We start from the raw sequence: 20176 nt of genomic DNA, 5'->3' as shown, positions 1-20176 counted from the left end.
ACTGAATTTTATCATTTTACATTCTATTATACCTTTACTTCACGGTGATTCTACCATCCAGTGCCGAAGTTATCTTCTTTCCGGCAGCTGTTTGTTGTCTCACATAGTCAAGAAAGAGTCCGCGTAATGTTGCTCCTTCCGGACATACACGTTTCTCCGCTTGCAAGAAAGCTTCCATGCTTCCGTTACCGTCAGCCAGATAATCAATGGTCGCCACCGTATAAAGTTTGTTGTCATCAATCGGCCGGCCGCCCACTGTAGCGTTCAGTAATTTTCCATCCTTAGTGATTTCCATCCGGATACCACTCACTCCTTCTCCCTTCAGCGAAGCAATACTTGTGAGCAATGCTTTCAGGTGTGTTCCCTTCATCGTCATTACGCAAAGTGAATTTTCGAATGGCAATATCTCATATACCGTTCCCACCGTAATATCCCCGGCAGGCAAAATATTACGCAATCCGCCCATATTCACCAATCCCATGTCAGCCGGCTTATCCTGTACTTTCACCGCAGCCTGGCGCAATACTTCCGCAACAAGATTGGAAAGCAGACTTTCGGGATGACCTTTGTCCATCTTCTGCTCGCTGGTGCCGATTACCTCATACATCATGTTGTCTATCTTCTCTTTGTAAGGCTTTAATATTGCCACGGCATCTGCATCGGGATGAGCATCCCATTTAGCGTCAATGTCAATCATCCTTCCTTCTACCTTGGCAACCCGATAATCGGCTTTTGCCATTTCGTGCGTCGACTGGCAAGAAGTAAATGTCAGCAACCCCGCCAGAATTACTCCTGAAATAATCTTTGCGTAATTTTGTTTCATATCCTTAAGTACTTAATAATGCTACAAATATACAAAAACATTTGGCTATCCGGCAAATAATTCGTTACTTTGCACCGCTTTCGCGCAATCGCTGTCAGGAGAGAGTTGCCTGGTATGTTGCGTTGTAACGATAAAACAATTTAATAATAAACAACAATGGATTTAATTAAAATTGCAGAAGAAGCATTCGCTACCGGAAAACAGCACCCGAGCTTCAAAGCAGGCGACACTGTAACAGTAGCATATCGTATTATCGAAGGTAACAAAGAACGTGTACAGTTGTACCGTGGTGTTGTTATCAAAATTGCAGGTCACGGAGAAAAGAAACGTTTTACTGTACGTAAAATGTCAGGAACTGTAGGCGTAGAAAGAATTTTCCCAATCGAATCACCGGCTATCGACAGCATCGAAGTGAACAAGGTTGGTAAAGTACGTCGCGCTAAACTGTACTACCTGCGTGCTCTTACTGGTAAGAAAGCAAGAATCAAAGAAAAAAGAGTTAACGGCTAATCAGCCTTACTTTTCGATTCGAAATAAAAAAGAGGGAATCTTCTGGCAAGATTTCCTCTTTTTTATTTCGTAACACAATTATCATTCCTACCTTTCGCGGCACAAGCACTTATACAGTATAATCACCGAAAAGCTTCCGATAGTCTTCATGTGTGGAAATCCAAAAGAAACAAATAGCCCCCCCTTACAGCATTGGAAGATGATAAAAAAGGAATCCGGCAAAAAGATGCTAAATCTTATAAAATGGAATCATTATACTCTCTTTTCAATCGATTTGCTAACCACCCCTTTCTTAAACAAAGAGCTTCTGTAGATCTTTCTTGCATAAAAAAGAATAAAAAAAGAGTATTCATGCAGAACTTGATCACTTTGAGAGTATATATACGGAAAAAGACGAAAGAGATTATTAATTTCTTCCAAGTCTTTTGTTAATAACGTCCGAGTCTTTTATTAATAAAGTCGAAACAAATCATTAACTTCTTCCAAAGAGGTTATTAATAGTCTAAAATCAAAGTCATTTTTCACTTATTAGCTCCGGTTGGAGTGAGGTATCCCAAGTACCATTTCGAAGTTAGACTACAAGATTCGCTATCATACAAAACAGAATAAAAGAACTTTTCTTTCTTCCGGCGAGGATTAAGCTCAATAAGACATCTTTTTGACCTGTCGGGAGTCTGCTAAAATTCATTTTTCCCACCGGTTCCCAACAAAGATCGGAATATGCCCGCCCTGAACCGATAGAAAATACAAAATGACATTTCTGACAAAACGATATTGGAGTACATCCCGAAGTTCCTGCCCACACAGACAAAAAAACTCCGGAATTGCTTCCGGAGCTTTCAGCTAAATAATCACTTTCATTCGCTCTCAGTCTCTCAGGTCTTTCAACTCCCAAGCCAATGCACTGGCACCCAATACGGCAGCATCGGAGTCTTTCAACTCAGAAACGAGCAATTTTGTTTTGCCTTTGTAAATGTTCAGAAGATTATTTTCCATGGCTTTTGTAATCGGCTTCATGATATAGTCGCCCGATTTTGCCAAACCACCGAACAAGATAATAGCTTCGGGACTTGAGAAAGCAATAGCGTCAGCCAATGCCTCACCCAGAATATTACCTGTAAATTCGAAAATCTCCTGAGCCAGCTTATCTCCCTGTACGGCAGCATCGTATACATCTTTCGATACAATGCTCTCTGCCGGGATATTGCGCAACAAGCTGGCATCGGTACGTGCAGCGAGGAATTCGCGTGCAGTGCGTGCCACACCTGTAGCCGAACAGTATGTTTCCAGACATCCTTTACGTCCGCAACCACAGATACGTCCGTCACGACGAACGATCACGTGACCGAGTTCTCCGGCAAAGCCGTCATGTCCGTAAACCACTTGTCCGTTGATAACAATACCACTACCGACACCTGTTCCCAGAGTAATCATGATAAAATCTTTCATACCGCGAGCAGCCCCGTAAGTCATTTCACCCACAGCGGCAGCATTAGCATCGTTTGTCAAGGCTGTCGGAATGCCCAGACGTTCCTCGAACATAGAAGCTAACGGCAATACACCTTTCCAAGGCAGGTTAGGAGCAAACTCAATGGTTCCGGTATAATAGTTTCCATTAGGAGCGCCAATGCCGATACCCTTTATTTTATCCACCCCGCCATTTGCAATGATCAACGGCAGAAGATTTTTGCATACTTCATCTGCATATTCTTCTACTGTAGGATATACCTGAGTTTTCACTGCACCGCTTGCTATAATAGTTCCGCGCGCGTCAACAATTCCAAAGACAGTGTTTGTTCCGCCAATGTCAATACCCACTACGTAGGGTTTCTCCATGCTTGAATTCATGATACTCTTATTTAAAGGGTTAGTTAATATTAAATGTTTATTGCACACAAATTACGTAAAGAAGATTGAGTCTACAAAATCTTTTTTTAAAAAAGTTCACTTCGTTTGCAACTTTTCGTATCAACCGTGCGTCTAATAGAACAAATCATAAGAAAATTGAAACTAAATAGATGAAACTGTGATACACTTAAAAGACATTAACAAAACCTACAACAACGGAGCCCCCCTCCACGTACTCAAGGGCATCAATCTCGATATCGAGCGGGGTGAATTCGTTTCCATTATGGGAGCATCAGGTTCCGGCAAATCTACTTTACTTAATATATTAGGTATACTGGATAATTACGATGACGGAGAGTATTACCTCAACAATGTGTTGATTAAAAACCTGAGCGAAACTAAATCCGCGGAGTACCGCAACCGGATGATCGGTTTCATCTTCCAGTCGTTTAACCTGATTTCATTCAAAAACGCAGTAGAAAACGTTGCACTACCTCTATTTTACCAAGGAGTAAGCCGGAAAAAGCGGAACGCAATGGCTATGGAATACCTCGACAAACTGGGGCTCAAGGACTGGGCACACCACATGCCCAACGAAATGAGCGGCGGTCAGAAACAGCGTGTAGCCATCGCCCGTGCCCTGATTACACAGCCTCAGATTATTCTGGCTGACGAACCTACCGGTGCACTGGACAGCAAAACTTCAGTAGAAGTCATGCAAATCCTGAAAGACCTGCACAAGACCGGAATGACCATTGTCGTAGTAACCCACGAAAGCGGAGTTGCCAACCAGACGGACAAGATTATTCACATCAAAGACGGTATTATCGAACGGATTGAAGAGAACCAGAATCATGATGCCTCACCATTCGGCAAGGATGGATATATGAAATAAAAACAAATACAAATATGATTGACATTTGGCAAGAAATATATGGCACCATCAAACGGAACAAACTTCGTACGTTCCTGACCGGATTTGCCGTAGCATGGGGAATTTTCATGCTGATAGTGCTATTGGGAGCCGGTAACGGGCTGATCCATGCTTTTGAAAAGTCATCCTCCGCACGAGCACTGAACTCCATCAAAATCTATCCGGGATGGACCGGAAAGCCCTACGACGGACTGAAAGAGGGACGACGCATTCAACTGGATAACAAAGACTTGAATTCTACCATGGAACATTTCAGTGACAACATCATCAGCGTAGGTGCCAGTCAATGGCAGAGCAATGTGAATCTGAGTTACGGACAGGAGTACGTTAACCTTTCATTGGAAGGGGTATATCCGAACTTTACAGAAGTGGAATCCGTAAAATCGACAGAGGGACGGTTCATTAATGATATCGACCTCAAAGAACGGCGAAAAGTAATTGTACTACATACCAAAACGGCTGAGATCCTTTTCGGAAAAAGCCGAACAGAGCCTATCGGAAAATTCGTAAATGCCGGTGGAGTTTCTTATCAGGTAGTAGGACTTTACACCGATCCGGGTGACCAGGGAAGCAGTGAAGCATATATTCCCTTCTCAACCCTACAGGTGATTTACAATAAAGGCGATAAACTAAACAACCTGACTTTCACGACCAAAGGGCTCACCACGATGGAATCGAATGAGGCATTTGAAGCAGCCTATCGTAAAGTGATGGGTGCCAAACATCGTTTCGATCCTTCGGACAACAGTGCACTATGGATATGGAACCGCTTTACCAACTATCTGCAATCTCAGAATGCCATGGGTATCCTGCGCACGGCCATCTGGGTGATCGGTGTCTTTACACTGCTGAGTGGCATTGTGGGTGTATCAAATATCATGCTGATCACAGTGAAAGAGAGAACACGCGAATTTGGGATCCGCAAGGCATTGGGTGCCAAGCCATTCTCCATCCTGTGGCTGATTATCGTAGAGAGTGTAACCATTACGACCCTCTTTGGATATATCGGCATGGTAGCGGGAATCGCAGCTACCGAATGGATGAATAAGGTGGCCGGAGAACAAACCGTAGATGTGGGAATGTTCTCGGAGACGGTATTCCTGAATCCGACGGTAGATATCAGTATTGCCATACAGGCCACATTAACCCTGGTAATCGCAGGCACATTGGCAGGATTCTTCCCGGCCAAAAAAGCAGTAAGTATCAGACCTATTGAAGCACTTAGAGCAGATTGATTATGAGAGTAGATATAGACACGTGTGAGGAAATCCTCGTCACGATAACAAGAAACAAAACACGAAGCCTGCTGACGGCTTTCGGAGTATTCTGGGGTATCTTCATGTTGATAGCCCTGATGGGGGGCGGACAAGGGATGCAGGACATGATGCAAGCCGAATTCGAAGGATTTGCCACCAACTCGGGATTCATGGGCTCCCAGAAAACAGGGGAAGCTTACAAAGGATTCCGTAAAGGGCGCTACTGGGATATCGAGAACTCGGATGTAGAACAAATCCGTGAGAAAGTAAAAGATATCGATGTTATTACCCCATCGATAGCCCGCTGGGGCTCGACGGCCATTTTCGGAGAAAAAAAGTATGATTGCAGCGTAAAGGGGCTCTATCCGGACTACGCCAAGATTGAAAATCAGGATATGGCTTACGGAAGATTCATTAATGATGTGGACGTACGCGAAGGACGCAAAGTCTGCGTGATCGGCAAACGCGTTTACGAAAGCCTTTTCAACCCGGGCGAAGATCCTTGTGGAAAGTATGTACGGGTAGACGGAATCTATTACCAGGTGATCGGTATGTGTGTATCCGAAGGAAACATAAATATTCAGGGACGGGCTTCGGAAGCTGTTGTATTACCTTTTAGTACCATGCAACAAGCCTACAATATGGGAAAACGTATCGATGTGATATGCTATACCGTGAAACCCGGGAAAAAAGTAAGCGATCTGGAACCGGAAATAGAAAGCATCCTGAAAGAAGCACATTATATAGCACCGGACGATAAGCAGGCAGTCATGAAGCTGAATGCGGAAGCCATGTTCTCGATGATGGATAATTTGTTTACCGGTATCCATGTACTGATCTGGATGGTGGGCCTGGGTACTTTGCTGGCCGGCGCCATCGGTGTATCGAACATCATGATGGTAACGGTAAAGGAACGAACCACGGAAATAGGTATACGACGTGCCATCGGTGCCCGTCCGAAAGATATCTTGCAACAGATCTTATCGGAAAGTATGGTACTGACTACCATAGCAGGCATGGCCGGCATCTCTTTTGGAGTATTGATCCTGCAATTGATGGAAATAGGCGTTAACTCCGGTAAAGACCATTATTCTCACTTCCAGGTCTCCTTTGGCATGGCTATCGGAACGTGCCTGTTACTGGTGACACTGGGATTACTGGCCGGGCTGGCACCGGCTTACAGGGCAATGGCCATCCGTCCGATAGAGGCTATCAGAGATGAATAAAGTACAGCCTCTCCCCCCACAAAAAGCAGAAAAGAGACACAGTCAAGTATAGAAAATAACAATTCAAAATATAAAACAAGATGAAAAAGTATCTGAAAATCACATTACTGGTAGTGGTAGCCGCCATCTTCATTGGGACATTCATATTCCTGTACCAGAAGTCGAAACCCCAAACAACTGTATATGAAACTGTCACCCCGGAAGTTGCCGACCTGGAAAAGACTACAGTGGCCACCGGTAAAGTAGAACCACGAGATGAAGTACTTATTAAACCACAAATATCCGGTATCATATCCGAGGTATATAAGGAGGCCGGACAAACCATCAGACAAGGTGAAGTGATCGCAAAAGTGAAAGTTATTCCGGAACTGGGCCAGTTAAACTCAGCCGAAAGCCGTGTGCGCGTAGCAGAAATCAGTGCAGCTCAGGCAGAAACCGACTTCGGACGTATCAAGAAGCTTTATAATGACAAACTAATCAGCAAAGAGGAGTTCGAGAAGAGTGAAGTGGATATAAAGAAGGCACGCGAAGAATTGCAGACAGCAAAAGATGCATTGGAAATCATCAAAGAGGGGATCACCAAAAACAGTGCATCGTTCAGTAGCACACTGATCCGTTCGACCATCGACGGACTGATTCTGGATGTACCCATCAAAGTAGGTAACTCCGTTATTATGAGTAATACGTTCAATGACGGTACGACTATCGCCACGGTAGCTAACATGAATGACCTGATTTTCAAAGGTAAAATAGACGAAACAGAGGTTGGACGTATCCATGAAGGTATGCCGGTGAAACTGACGATCGGTGCTTTGCAGAATCTTACATTTGATGCCGAACTGGAATACATTTCTCCGAAAGGTGTGGAAGAAAACGGAGCCAATCAGTTTGAGATTAAAGCGGCCGTTCACGCACCGGATTCAGTACAGATCCGTTCCGGATATTCTGCCAACGCAGAAATCGTGCTGCAACGTGCACAGAAAGTTTTGGCAGTTCCCGAGGGCGTAATCGAATTCAGCGGTGACAGCACGTTCGTATGGGTAATGACCGATAGCATTCCCGAACAGAAGTTCGAACGTCGCCAAATCAAAACCGGTATGAGCGATGGTATCAAACTGGAAATCAAAGAGGGTCTGACCGGAAAAGAAAAAGTGAGAGCTTCGGAAAAGAAAAGTAAATAAGCCTTTATATATAAAAGAGGTATAAAGAAAATACGAATCACCAACAACGCATAATATGGGAAACAAAATATTAATTAATTTACTGATACTGACCGGACTGTCCACTTACGCTGCACAGGCACAGGAAGGATGGACTCTACGTCAGTGTATCGATTATGCCATTGAGCATAACATCAGTGTGCAGCAAACAGCAAATTCAGCCGAACAAAGCAAGGTGGATGTAAACACAGCCAAATGGGCACGCCTGCCCAACCTCAGCGGTAGCGCTTCGCAAAACTGGAGCTGGGGGCGCACGGCATCACCCGTAGACAATACCTACAACGACATTAACAGCGGTAGCAGCAGCTTTAGCCTGGGTACGAATATTCCCTTATTCACCGGTCTGGAACTACCCAATCAGTACGAGCTTACGAAGCTCAACCTGAAAGCTGCAATAGAAGACTTGAATAAAGCGAAAGAGGATCTGGCCATCAATGTCACTTCTGCTTATCTGCAAGTACTCTTTAATCTGGAACTAAGTAAAGTGGCCCAGAGCCAGGTAGGCCTCAGTAAAGAGCAACTGAACCGTATCACCCGCTTGCATGAAGTAGGAAAAGCCTCTCCTGCCGAGGTTGCTGAAGCCAAAGCACGTGTTGCACAAGACGAAATGAGCGCTGTGCAGGCAGATAACAATTACCGGTTGGCCTTGCTCGACCTAAGCCAATTGCTTGAACTGCCAACTCCGGAGAACTTCGCATTGGCTGCCCCGGATACTGAGTTGGAGTTTTCTCCACTTACTTCACCGGACGATATTTATAATCAGGCCATGTTATACAAGCCCGGTATCAAAGCAGCCCAATACCGCCTTGAAGGTAGTGAGAAAAACATCCGTATAGCTAAAAGCAGCTACTATCCTCAGTTGTCCTTCTCAGCCGGATTAGGTACGAATTTCTATACAGTAAATGGTAGTGCCGGCTCAAGTTTTGGTAATCAAATGAAGAACAACCTGAATAAATATGCCGGATTCAGTTTGAATATACCTATATTCAATCGTCTGGCTACCCGCAACCGTGTACGTACGGCACGCCTGCAACAGACCAATCTGGCACTGCAATTGGACAACAGCAAGAAAGCACTGTACAAAGAAATCCAACAAGCATGGTACAATGCTGTAGCCGCCGAAAGCAAGTTTAAGTCAAGCGAATCAGCCGTAGAGGCCAACCGGGAATCTTTCCGTCTAATGAGTGAGAAATTCGATAATGGAAAAGCAACTTCGGTTGAATACAATGAATCTAAGCTGAATCTCACCAAAGCATTGTCCGACCAGATTCAAGCCAAATATGATTATCTGTTCCGTACAAAGATACTGGACTTCTATAAAGGACAGCCCATTGATTAAGAAAAGAAGTTATTATTATTGTAAGTGATAGGGGGATGTGTCATTATTCACCACAGAGTAACACAGAGTTCCATAGAGAGAGCTTAATCTATTGATAGCTAATGATATTTATCTGTGCAAACCTGTGTAGTCTTTGGTGAATATAAGTTTCGACACACCCCCCTATCTTTTTTACCCTGTTGCCCGCACAAAATAAAGGGCGAAATTCACATTCCACCCTTTATCAATCAAAATTACAATCTAAGAGTAAGTTACACCACGACCGGACAACTCACCCGTTTATCCCTGTACAAGTAATGTGCCAAGCATACAACTATCTAATTATCAGCATATATATAAAACAAAGAGATGTTCAGCAACGGACATATCACTTCCATTAGCGGACATTTTATATCAGAAAAAAGGAAAACACACACCTTTTAATCCTCTTTTGCTTTTTTTTTTCATACCTTGCAGCGCATTTAGATAATACAGAAAAATACCCAGGTACGGAATATTAGGATGGACGACTTAAATATCAACAGTTTTAATGCTCTCTATACTCTCTACTACAGAAAGTCTTTCTTGTTTGCCAGATCGTATGTACACGACGAACAGGCAGCAGAAGACATCGCTGCCGAAGCCCTGATAAAGCTATGGGAGAAGCTGAAATCTGATATTATAAATTCTCCCCAGGCTATGTTACTCACTATCCTGAAGAACAAATCACTGGATTACCTGCGTCTGGAACAGAACAAACTGAACGCGATGTCCGAATTGAGCGAACTTTGTGTCCGTGAACTGGACATTCGTGTATCCAGTCTGGAGGCTTGCGACCCATCGGAGATTTTTTCTGCCGAAGTTAACAAAATTATTCAGGCTACTTTACGCTCACTTCCGGAACAGACCCGCCTGGTATTTGAGAAAAGCCGTTTCGAGAACAAGATGAATAAGGAAATAGCTGAAGAACTGCACATTACAGTTAAAGGAGTGGAATATCACATATCGAAAGCACTCAAAGAATTTCGAGTTTCACTCAAAGATTATCTACCTCTTTTTTACTTCTTTTTCTATTTTCACTAAAAAAAATGAAGAAACTGATTAGGGTTACATTCATTTCTATCGTCTTATATATGTAACGGATCGAAAAACGTTCATCAAGAACTCTTAATAAATTATGAATCAAGAGATACTCAACAGATATCTTGCAGGAGATGCCAGTACGGAAGAAAAACAGATGGTAGCGCAATGGTTGGATGCCGACCCACAACACATGCGCGAATATCTGGCCTTGAGAAAGTTGTACGACATCACTCTCTGGCAGGAAAAACAGGCAACAGTCATAGAGGGAAAGAAACGGTTTACACTCCCCTTCATCCGGGAGATCATTAAAATTGCCGCTATCTTCCTCATAGCAGTTACCTCTGTTTATTTCCTGGCGCCGGAAAGAGGGAAACAGACCCCGGATCTGAGAGCCATACATGTTCCTTCGGGACAACGGGCAGAACTGACACTGGGCGACGGAACACGAGTATGCCTGAATTCAAATTCGACACTCACATTCCCCGACCGGTTTGACCGGAAAGAGCGCAGGGTGACATTGGATGGTGAAGGGTACTTTCAGGTAGCAAGAAACGAAAAAAAGCCCTTTATCGTGCAAGCCAAAGAATATGAAGTAAGGGTACTGGGTACGGAATTTAATGTGATGATGTATAAAGACCAGGATTTCTTTGAAACGGTGCTCCTAAAAGGTTCGGTTGAGGTGAGCGAGACCACTACCGGTAAGAAAGTAAGACTGCAACCCAACGAACGTCTGTTCGGCAAAGCCGGTCAGCTCCGGAAAGAGAGTATCAGCGAATGGAACCGGGCATTGTGGATGCAAGGAATCCTCTATTTCGACAACACACGTATGGATGAAATCATCCGCCAGTTAGGTCTATATTACGATGTAAAATTCGTCTTGGAAAAAGAGTCACTGGCGAATGTACGGTTTACCGGAAAGTTCCGTATCAGAGATGGTGTGGAACATGTGCTGAAAGTACTTCAATTGAAATGTAAATTCACCTATAAACGCGACGAAGAACATAATACCATTACTATAAACTAAAAACCAAGTATTAACTTTAAATTAAAAACCGGAACAAATGAAAACATAAGAACAAAAAGAGCCGAAAGTGGTGGCACACTTCCGGCTCCGGGTTAACAATACCCCAGTCTGCGAAAACTTAGTGAGTATTAATTAACACAGTGTACAAATGTATGAAAAACACTCTGATAAAAACAAGTAAAATCGTAAATAAATCAATTTCACATACTATGAAAATGATAGTTTTATTCCTTTTCGTTTTCATTTCAGGAGTATTCGCCAACAATGCGAACTCTCAGGAAACAAAGGTATCTATCTCGAAAAACAACAAACCAATCCGGGAAGTCCTGAGCGAAATAGAACGCCAGACCGACTATCTGTTCGTATACTCCGAGAAAGAAGTCGATGTCAATCAGCACACAACCGTAAACGTAAAACAGCAACGGGTAGCCGAGGTGCTCTCTTCTCTATTCCGTAACACCAATGTAGGCTATGCCATGGAGGGCCATAACATCATGTTGATGGCAAAAACAAACCAGACAGACGCTTCCCTGCAAAAGCGTATCATCACAGGAGTGGTGAAAGACATCAAAGGAGAAACCATCATCGGTGCCAATATTATGATAAAAGGTACCGCTACAGGCGTGAGTACCAACATTGACGGTGAATTCTCCATCGAAGCGGCAGTTGGTGACGAACTGGTGGTTTCCTTCATCGGTTATCTGACTCAAACGGTTAAAGTAGGCTCTCAGAAGACATTGAACATCAAGTTACTGGAAGACAGTAAGACGCTGGAAGAGGTTGTCGTGGTGGGCTATACCGTGCAAACAAAATCGGCCGTAACCGGCTCAGTGGCTGTTGTGAAAGCCGATAAACTGAAGGACGTAAACACACTGGAAGTGGGAAACATGCTTCAAGGAAAGGTTTCGGGTGTATATGTCTCCGGTTCATCCGGCGAGCCGGGACAGGCCAGCAAAATCCGCATCCGCGGTAAAGGCACGCTGAACTCGTCAGTCTCCCCGCTTTGGGTAGTCGACGGTGTGATCGTAGGTGAAGATCCGGGACTGAACCCGAATGAAATAGACAACATCAGCGTATTGAAAGACGGCTCGGCTACGGCATTATACGGTTCGCGTGCTGCCAACGGGGTCATTGTAGTTACGACTAAAAGAGGTGAATACGATGCCAACAAATATAGCATTTCGGTGAATGCCGGTGTATCGCTGCTCTCGACCGGACGTCTTGAAATGATGAATTCACAGGAGCTTTACGACTACCAGAAGTCCTGGAACAATCAGTCATGGTTCACGGAAGAACTGCTGAAACACAACACGGACTGGTTTAAAGAAGCTTCCAAACCGGGATTATATACCAACGCAAACATTACCTATACCGGAAGCAGCGGCCGCATGCGTTCGTTCGTCATGGCAGACTATTATCGCGAAGAGGGTGCCATCAAGGACTTTACACTGGACCGCTTCACTTTCCGCTCCAACAACGATGTGAAGTTTACAGACCGCTTCACGATGTCAACCAAGATTTCGGGTTCGTTGTCACGCACAGACAGCCAACAGCGCAGTGTGTACAACACCTACCTCTATCTGCCCTGGGATTATCCGTACAATGAAGACGGCTCCATCCGCTCGGGACAAGAGCAGGACTGGAGAGGGCGTGACGGGATCAACGACATGTATGACCTGCAATGGAACTGGGGCCGTTCAAAGAAGCTGACGGTTGACGGGACCATCAATTTCAATTACCAGATTACGGATTGGTTGCGCTTCGAATCGAACAACTACATCCGTTACATCAGTAACCGCTCCGAAAGCTATACGGACAAGCGTTCGCGTTCGGGACAATCGGACAAAGGCTCTCTGTCAAACTCCAATTCGTTACTGACCAAGCAGTTCACCAACCAGATGATACGTTTTGAAAAGTCATTCGGCAAACACAAGGTAAACGCATTAGGAGCTTACGAATACACCCGCCACTTTTATGAATCGACTTCTGCCGAAGGAAGAGGCATCCAGCCGGGCAGAGAGATTCTGGATGTAACGACCGGAATCAAATCCATCGGTGGATACAAAGATGCCATCGCCACTCAATCGGCCTTGTTCAACGCTAACTATGATTATGACAACCGCTACATGGGACAAGTGTCTTATCGTATGGACGAATCGTCTTGTTTCGGTAAAAACAACCGCATGGGGCACTTCTTCACAGTCAGTGGTGGCTGGAATATCCAGAACGAGGTTTTCTTCGAGTCTCTCCGTGAATCCATCGACCAACTGAAAGTGAGAGTGAGTTACGGTTCTTTGGGAAACACTCCCGGAGCATACTATGGTCATTATCCGCTCTATTCTTCAATGATGTACAATGATGAAGTTGCCTATTTCCCCTCACAAATGGGAAATGCCGACCTGTCATGGGAAAAGTGTTACACTACCAACATCGGTATTGACGCACGGTTCTTCGACCGTTTCGGGGTTACCATCGACCTGTACAACAAAAACACCTCGGACTTATTGTACTACGCCCCGCTGCCCAATATATCGGGTTATACGGGACAATACAAAAATGTAGGTGCCATCAATAACAAGGGTATCGAGATCAGCCTCAACGCAGATGTCATCCGTACGTCCAAATTCCAATGGACCAGCGATTTCAACATCGGATTCAACCGGAACCGGGTAACCGAACTTTATGGAGGTAAACCGGAACTGAAGGGTCTGAAACGTCTGGAAGAGGGACGGGATATGGACGAATGGTACCTGAGAGAATGGGCCGGCGTAGATCCTGCCAACGGTTCTCCGCTGTGGTATACCACCGACGAAAACGGCAACCGTGTCACCACCGACTCTTATAATAAAGCCGACCGCGTATACTGTGGTTCTGCCGCACCGAAGTTCACCGGCGGATGGATGAACTCGTTCACTTACAAAGGCTTTACGCTGACTGCCAACTTCGACTTTGTATATGGCAACCTGCTCTACAACCAATCCCGTGAATTGCTTGACTCCGACGGTGCCTATGCCGACTACAACTCTATGAAGTTGAAAAGCGGATGGAAACGCTGGGAAAAGGAAGGAGACATCGCCACGCATCCGAAAGCCATCAACGGCGGTAATAAGAACTCCAACAAATCGTCTTCACGCTATCTGGAGAAAGGCAACTACTTCAGCCTGCGCAACCTGTCACTGGGATATTCCATACCGGAAAAGCTATGCGGAAAACTGGGATTGCAACGGGTCAACGTCTCTTGCAGTGCCGACAACCTGTTCACGTTTACTCCGTTCTCGGGTGTATCTCCGCAACTGTCGGACAGCAGCACGGACGGCTATGCAGGTACCATCTATCCGTTGAGCAGAAGAATCGTGTTCGGTCTTAATGTTTCATTCTAAAAAATCACGTCATATTATGAAAATCAAACATATCGTATCTTGCTTATTCGTTTCTCTGATCGGGTTCTCGGCCTGCTCCATAGAGGAACTCCCCTATAACCAGCTGACGGAAGACGAACTGGACGGCAGCTATGAATCGTTGTTGTCTGCCACCCGCGGCAACTATGCCGTATTCAAAAAAACCGCTTTCCACCAGGGATGGCACTATGCAGGCGAACTGGCCAGTGACAACGTGTCATTGAGCGGTGTATCGTCGGATGCCTTAATGTACATCTACAACTATCAGCGCATCACGGACAACTACCACATGTCCAACATGTGGGGATGGGCCTACCGCTCCATCATCAACTCGAACAAGATACTTGAGAAGGCACAAGAGGGGGAAAGCAAAGAGATGGATCAGCTGATCGGTGAAAACTACTTCCTCAGAGGATGGCTGCAATTTGTACTGGTCAACGTCTTCGGACGCCCTTACAACCAATCGCCGGAAACCAACCTGGGGATTCCCCTGAAACTGACGGCGGACGTAAACGACTATCCGATGCGCTCTACCGTGAAGGAATCTTACGAACAGATCCTGAAAGACCTGAAGAAAGCGGAAGCCCTGTTGAACTCGGAATCGAATATCTACGCCGGCCCCAGTGCCGCCAAAGCGCTACTGTCACGTGTCTACCTGTATATGGGCAACAATAAACTGGCTGCCGAATATGCAACGGAGGTGATAGAAAGCTCGGGACGCACACTATTGGAAGGAGAAACGTATGCCACAGCCAATGTACTGGTGCCCGAGGACAATCCGGAAATCATCTTCGCCATCCGTTGCACCAAAGATAAAGACGACTACGGCTGGAACTCCATCGGAGGCTTTTATGCCAACATCGACGGTGTGGGTTGGGGAGAGTTGTACGCTTCCGAACCACTCCGGGATGCGTATGCCGAATATCCGGAAGATCTGCGCTCACGCTACATCGTTCCACAATATCTGAAAGACGATGATACGGGCGAATATCGCAAAGAGTTTATCTACATCGAATCTTCCGAAGAAGACGGAGTGCCCAGAAAGTACTACCGCTGGAATGAAATCGTGGAAGAAAACGGAAACTATCGCATCAAAGACGCTTATCTGTCGAAGTACGAATACAAAGACACACTGGCCATGAAGCAGGATGCCGGAGGCTATTACGTGGAATCGAGACTGAAACAGGGTAAGGATAACCCCAATCCGGGCACGTACGAAAAGCATTACGTAACCATCCAGAACCTGATGGCAAAACGCAACGACTACCCGAAGTACTATGTATACAAATGCTCCAAGCAGGAGAACCAGCCTCAACTGTGGTCGCCAACCGTTCTCCGCCTGGGCGAGATGTACCTGAACCGTGCGGAAGCGTATGCAAAAGAACCGGCACTGGGCGATGCTTTGGCAGACCTGAACGTGATCCGTACCCGTGCACACATCCCGGCACTCACGGCAAAAGAGATGAAACCGGGCAAAACCCTGCTGGAATACGTGTTGGAAGAACGTCGCAAAGAGCTGGCCTTCGAAGGTCATCGCCGTTTCGACATCTTCCGCAACGGACTGACGATGAACCGCAGTTATCCGGGTACTCACGACCGTGGCGCCGCAACCTCGGTTCGCCTGACCATTTCTGCCGATGATCCGGCAGCAATCGAGTTCATCCCGCAACGTGAGATCGACTCGTATCCGGGAGTACTGGAACAGAATCCATAAAAGGAGAATCTTATGAGGGACCCTCGTCCGAGTATACGAGGGTCCTTCGTCCGAGTATGCGAAGCACCTTCGTCCGAGTATACGAAGCACCCTCGTCCGGGTATACGAAGCACCCTCGTCCGGGTATGCGAGGGTCCCTCGTATGAAATGAAAATACAGCCTGAACAGTTCAATTAACGAAAATAAAAACGACATGAGAAACATCCAACGAACCATTCTCCGGATAGCCGGGCTACTCTTCTGCCTGCCGTCCTTCTGTTCAAATCCGGTAGTTATAGGCAACAGCCGGTTCACGTTCATCACCGACCATCTGGTGCGTATGGAGTACGCACAGCAGGGACAGTTCCTGAATGACTCTACACTCTTCGCTGTCGACCGCACTCCCAGATGTACCGACGTAAAAGTGGAGAGAAAAGAGGGCAACCGCTACGTAATGACCACCCCCGTCCTGCGCATCGAGTACTACAACGACGGATTCCCCTTCGGGCAAACCAACCTGTTTGTCTACTTCAGAAACGGAGACGCACCCAAAGAGACGCGTTGGTACATAGCCAGCCGCCAAAGCCGGAACCTGCTGGGACCGGTGACCACGCTCGACGATGTAGACGGCCCCATCGACCGACAGGAAGGATTATTGAGCCGCGATGGATGGTACCTGATTAACGACACCGGTAAAGAAATCCTGAAAAACGGATGGGTCACCGAACGCGACCGCAGCCATGTACAGGATTTGTATCTGTTTGTTTACGGCAATGACTATAAGGCAGCCCTGAAATCGCTTCAGGCAGTCAGCGGTCCGTCACCGATGACCCGCAAATATGTACACGGTTCCTGGTATTGCCGCTGGTGGAATTATACGGACGAAGACTACCGTCAACTGGTACGTGAATATCGCGAACACGACTTCCCACTCGACATCATGGTGTTCGACATGGGATGGCATACGCAAAACGCCAAAGTGGGAACCGGACATGCCGGCACACGCGGCTGGACGGGTTACAGCTGGAACCGGAAACTGATTCCGGAACCGGAGAAGCTGATAAGCGACTTCAAAGACGACCATATTTACGTGGTACTGAACGAACATCCGCACGACGGTATCCGCCCGCACGAGGACAGCTACAAAGCATTCATACGTGACCTGGGAGCAGATACGCTGAAAACCGGCGTACCCTTGTTTGACGCAGGCGACCGCAATTATATGAATGCCTTCATGAAACATGCCCATCAGGAAAGCGACTCCATGGGTGTAGCATTCTGGTGGCTCGACTGGCAACAAGATTATCTGTATCCGCTGGTACGGGGTACAAACATGAAACACCTTCCCTGGCTGAATCACATTTATTATAACTACTCGGCCGGTAACCGCCTCCGCGGCGCAGGATTCAGCCGTTGGGCAGGTTGGGGAGACCATCGCCATCCGATCCAGTTCTCCGGAGATGCCGTGGGCAACTGGGACTTGCTCCGCTTTGAGGTCGACCTGACGACTACCAGCGGCAATGCGGGCTGTTTCTTCTGGGCACACGATCTCGGTGGATTCTATGACGGAACCGATCCGGAACTCTATACCCGCTGGACACAATTCGGACTGCTGAACTCTTCACTCCGCATCCACTCGGTATATGACAAAAAACTCGACCGCCGCCCCTGGCTTTGGGGGACAGAGGCAGAAAAGGCCATGCACAGGATTTATCACCTGCGCTCGCAGCTGATGCCCTACATTTACTCCTCCGTCCGCCAGTGCCATACGGATATGTTGCCGCTCAACCGGGGAATGTACATCGAATATCCGGAAGAAGAAAAAGCCTATCAATATCCGGGACAATTCCTGTTCGGAGATCTCTTACTGGGTGCCCCCATCACTACAAAGGGCAAAGGAGAGAAGAAAACAGCCACACAAGAAGTCTGGCTGCCGGGCGGAACAAGCTGGTATAACTTCTTCACCGGCGAGAAACAAGAGGGTGGACAAGTCATAAAGACAGAAAGCCCACTGGACGAATTCCCCTTGTTTATCAAAGGAGGCCATCCGCTGCCGATGCAGCCATATACGGAAAGAATGTGCTCCACCCCGCTCACCGAACTGACCGTGCGTTGCTATCCGGGAGAAGAGGGAGCGGACAACACTTACACCCTGTACGAGGATGACGGACTGACGCAGGATTATCTGGCCGGCAAGTATGCCACCACCCGCCTCAACTATCAGAAGACCGGAGAACAAACAATCATCACCGTGTCGCCGGCAGAAGGAACCTATGAAGGGCAGCCCCGGAAACGTGCTTACCGGATTGAACTGCCGGGAGTCACGACACAAGCCCGCATACAGGTGAACGGTAAAAAGGTAAGAGCCACTCCGGATAAGGAATTAAACGGAATTGTAGTGCAAGTCAAGGTTACGGACATCCGTAAACCGGTTGTAATCAAGATACAATAATAACACGAGGATGTGCCGGGAACCCGTCAGGCTGTGGCAGGCTCCCGGCACACCCTCTATATCCGATTACTGCATTCCGGCAAGTTCTCTCTTCACAATCCAGTATCCGACCCTGGACTCCGAAATACCCGGCTTCACTTTATGGTTACATACCAGTTCGTCATCTGTTATGGCAGATTCCAGGTAATAAAAGCAACAAGAATCGTCTCCATCCAGCCTCCGGGCCAGTTCTATGATATGCGTGGATATCAGGAAACGGCTGTGCACCTTCCCCCTGAGCACTTCGGTCACGGCTACCGATGCTTCAAAAGCATCCCGTGCATTGGTCCCCCTGAACAATTCGTCGAACAGCACAAAACAATGGTTACCTTCATTAATCTGTTGCAACACCTCTTTCACCCGGAGTACTTCCGCATAAAAATGACTGCGCCCATCCCTTAACGAATCCGGAAGATTGATAGAAGTAAAGATACCATCAAACACCGGACAGACCATAGAAGAAGCAGGCACCGGAAATCCGGCATGAGCCAGCCATACGGCGGACGCTATCGCTTTCAAGGTCGTGGATTTACCGGCCATATTTGATCCTGTAAAGATACAGATATTCCCATGCTCCATATCCCAGTCGTTCTTCACCGCATCTTTCACCTGAGGATGGTAAAAGTCACGAAGCACAAATTTGCCATCGGTCGTAAACGTAGGAAAACACCATCCTTTCGCAACAGCCGTACGGTGCATGGTACGGATGGCATCCAATTGATATACAATCGAAAGAAGATCAGCAATGGTATGGTTGCGCCGATAGCGGAAAATATAATCCAGTCGGTCGGTCCGGTAAAAACCGTCCTCCTGTCCGCAGGATTCTACCATTTTGCCCAACTCCGTAGCCTGATAAGTCTCCAGGACAGTAGCTACCATGCTGCGGATTAACCGGGGAGAAAGTTCGGTCACATGATCCGCAAAAATCTTCAGTTCCAGCAAGACGTTTTCAAGCAACTTTGTTCCTCTCTGAATGATATAGCGTTCGGGAGTACTTCTGAACAACCTGAAAGCACGTGATAAAACAGATTCCAGATAAGTAACCCTTGTCGGACGGTCTCCCTGACTAAGATAAAACTCTATAAAATCCAGCTCTTCCCGACAAATACGTATTTCGGGGAAGTCCGGACACCGGATTGCCTCCTGCCTTTCATGCAGCATCTGCCAATCGGATATGGGATGGGTTGCCCAATCTTCCAGACACCTCTTTCCTCCGTCACTTTCCGTCATGTCAAAGAGAGAGAAAAGAGTTTTCTCGCCATACGTACTCTCCATCACTCCTAAGTCATTGAGAGTCTGTCTATCTGTTCGTAGTTGTTTCACGGTATCTCATATGATCGATTTCTCAAAGA

14 protein-coding genes are annotated in these 20176 nt (G+C 46.5%); 11 read left to right on the top strand and 3 right to left on the bottom strand.

Features of this window, described 5'->3' with window-relative positions; all coding sequences use genetic code 11:
* Positions 1-34: 34 nt before the first annotated feature.
* Entirely contained in the window at positions 35-823 is a 789-nt protein-coding gene (locus tag R3O62_RS06955) for a 5'-nucleotidase C-terminal domain-containing protein (RefSeq protein WP_032536151.1), read from the bottom strand.
* Positions 824-979: 156 nt separating this feature from the next.
* Between R3O62_RS06955 and rplS the strand changes: the two genes are divergently transcribed.
* Complete coding sequence (rplS, locus tag R3O62_RS06950) at positions 980-1333, top strand: 50S ribosomal protein L19 (RefSeq protein ID WP_005778830.1); 354 nt, start codon at positions 980-982, stop codon at positions 1331-1333.
* Positions 1334-2200: 867 nt separating this feature from the next.
* Here the strand turns inward: rplS and R3O62_RS06945 are convergent.
* Positions 2201-3181, bottom strand: a complete 981-nt coding sequence (locus tag R3O62_RS06945; RefSeq protein ID WP_005810700.1) for an ROK family protein — start codon at positions 3179-3181, stop codon at positions 2201-2203.
* A gap of 178 nt (positions 3182-3359) precedes the next feature.
* Between R3O62_RS06945 and R3O62_RS06940 the strand changes: the two genes are divergently transcribed.
* The 10 genes from R3O62_RS06940 to R3O62_RS06895 all read left to right on the top strand — a co-directional run bounded on the left by R3O62_RS06940 (position 3360) and on the right by R3O62_RS06895 (position 18785).
* Positions 3360-4076 carry an ABC transporter ATP-binding protein gene (locus tag R3O62_RS06940; RefSeq protein ID WP_005778836.1) on the top strand — a complete coding sequence of 239 codons (717 nt, stop codon included), beginning with the start codon at positions 3360-3362 and terminating at the stop codon, positions 4074-4076.
* Between the two features lie 14 nt (positions 4077-4090).
* Positions 4091-5350, top strand: coding sequence for an ABC transporter permease (locus R3O62_RS06935; protein ID WP_269110191.1), 1260 nt, complete (start codon positions 4091-4093; stop codon positions 5348-5350).
* Positions 5351-5352: 2 nt separating this feature from the next.
* On the top strand, positions 5353-6597 hold the full coding sequence (locus tag R3O62_RS06930) for an ABC transporter permease (protein WP_005778840.1): 1245 nt from the start codon (positions 5353-5355) through the stop codon (positions 6595-6597).
* Between the two features lie 80 nt (positions 6598-6677).
* Entirely contained in the window at positions 6678-7778 is a 1101-nt protein-coding gene (locus R3O62_RS06925) for an efflux RND transporter periplasmic adaptor subunit (RefSeq protein WP_005810704.1), read from the top strand.
* 55 nt (positions 7779-7833) lie between these two features.
* Positions 7834-9156 carry a TolC family protein gene (locus tag R3O62_RS06920; RefSeq protein WP_005778845.1) on the top strand — a complete coding sequence of 441 codons (1323 nt, stop codon included), beginning with the start codon at positions 7834-7836 and terminating at the stop codon, positions 9154-9156.
* A gap of 501 nt (positions 9157-9657) precedes the next feature.
* Positions 9658-10218, top strand: a complete 561-nt coding sequence (locus tag R3O62_RS06915) for an RNA polymerase sigma-70 factor (protein WP_269110189.1) — start codon at positions 9658-9660, stop codon at positions 10216-10218.
* Positions 10219-10312: 94 nt separating this feature from the next.
* Positions 10313-11242, top strand: a complete 930-nt coding sequence (locus tag R3O62_RS06910) for a FecR family protein (RefSeq protein ID WP_269110188.1) — start codon at positions 10313-10315, stop codon at positions 11240-11242.
* Positions 11243-11451: 209 nt separating this feature from the next.
* The gene (locus R3O62_RS06905; protein ID WP_032531749.1) at positions 11452-14622 is read left to right on the top strand and encodes a TonB-dependent receptor; all 3171 of its coding nucleotides are present in this window, start codon (positions 11452-11454) and stop codon (positions 14620-14622) included.
* Between the two features lie 16 nt (positions 14623-14638).
* Positions 14639-16354: a RagB/SusD family nutrient uptake outer membrane protein gene (locus R3O62_RS06900; RefSeq protein ID WP_165016393.1), complete on the top strand. Its 1716-nt coding sequence runs from the start codon at positions 14639-14641 to the stop codon at positions 16352-16354.
* 193 nt (positions 16355-16547) lie between these two features.
* Positions 16548-18785: a glycoside hydrolase family 31 protein gene (locus R3O62_RS06895; RefSeq protein WP_032542914.1), complete on the top strand. Its 2238-nt coding sequence runs from the start codon at positions 16548-16550 to the stop codon at positions 18783-18785.
* 66 nt (positions 18786-18851) lie between these two features.
* Here the strand turns inward: R3O62_RS06895 and R3O62_RS06890 are convergent, their stop codons facing one another.
* Entirely contained in the window at positions 18852-20099 is a 1248-nt protein-coding gene (locus tag R3O62_RS06890) for a MutS family DNA mismatch repair protein (RefSeq protein WP_234190944.1), read from the bottom strand.
* Positions 20100-20176: the final 77 nt, after the last annotated feature.

The organism is Bacteroides hominis (assembly GCF_033042785.2).
GTDB lineage: Bacteria > Bacteroidota > Bacteroidia > Bacteroidales > Bacteroidaceae > Bacteroides > Bacteroides hominis.
This window is presented reverse-complemented; position numbering and strand designations above follow the sequence as displayed.

What these genes read in the sequence shown, in the direction of transcription:
- R3O62_RS06955 (WP_032536151.1), bottom strand. Translation starts at nt 823, where the DNA reads ATGAAACAAAATTACGCAAAGATTATTTCAGGAGTAATTCTGGCGGGG.
- rplS (WP_005778830.1), top strand. Translation starts at nt 980, where the DNA reads ATGGATTTAATTAAAATTGCAGAAGAAGCATTCGCTACCGGAAAACAG.
- R3O62_RS06945 (WP_005810700.1), bottom strand. Translation starts at nt 3,181, where the DNA reads ATGAATTCAAGCATGGAGAAACCCTACGTAGTGGGTATTGACATTGGC.
- R3O62_RS06935 (WP_269110191.1), top strand. Translation starts at nt 4,091, where the DNA reads ATGATTGACATTTGGCAAGAAATATATGGCACCATCAAACGGAACAAA.
- R3O62_RS06930 (WP_005778840.1), top strand. Translation starts at nt 5,353, where the DNA reads ATGAGAGTAGATATAGACACGTGTGAGGAAATCCTCGTCACGATAACA.
- R3O62_RS06925 (WP_005810704.1), top strand. Translation starts at nt 6,678, where the DNA reads ATGAAAAAGTATCTGAAAATCACATTACTGGTAGTGGTAGCCGCCATC.
- R3O62_RS06920 (WP_005778845.1), top strand. Translation starts at nt 7,834, where the DNA reads ATGGGAAACAAAATATTAATTAATTTACTGATACTGACCGGACTGTCC.
- R3O62_RS06915 (WP_269110189.1), top strand. Translation starts at nt 9,658, where the DNA reads ATGGACGACTTAAATATCAACAGTTTTAATGCTCTCTATACTCTCTAC.
- R3O62_RS06910 (WP_269110188.1), top strand. Translation starts at nt 10,313, where the DNA reads ATGAATCAAGAGATACTCAACAGATATCTTGCAGGAGATGCCAGTACG.
- R3O62_RS06905 (WP_032531749.1), top strand. Translation starts at nt 11,452, where the DNA reads ATGAAAATGATAGTTTTATTCCTTTTCGTTTTCATTTCAGGAGTATTC.
- R3O62_RS06900 (WP_165016393.1), top strand. Translation starts at nt 14,639, where the DNA reads ATGAAAATCAAACATATCGTATCTTGCTTATTCGTTTCTCTGATCGGG.
- R3O62_RS06895 (WP_032542914.1), top strand. Translation starts at nt 16,548, where the DNA reads ATGAGAAACATCCAACGAACCATTCTCCGGATAGCCGGGCTACTCTTC.
- R3O62_RS06890 (WP_234190944.1), bottom strand. Translation starts at nt 20,099, where the DNA reads ATGGAGAGTACGTATGGCGAGAAAACTCTTTTCTCTCTCTTTGACATG.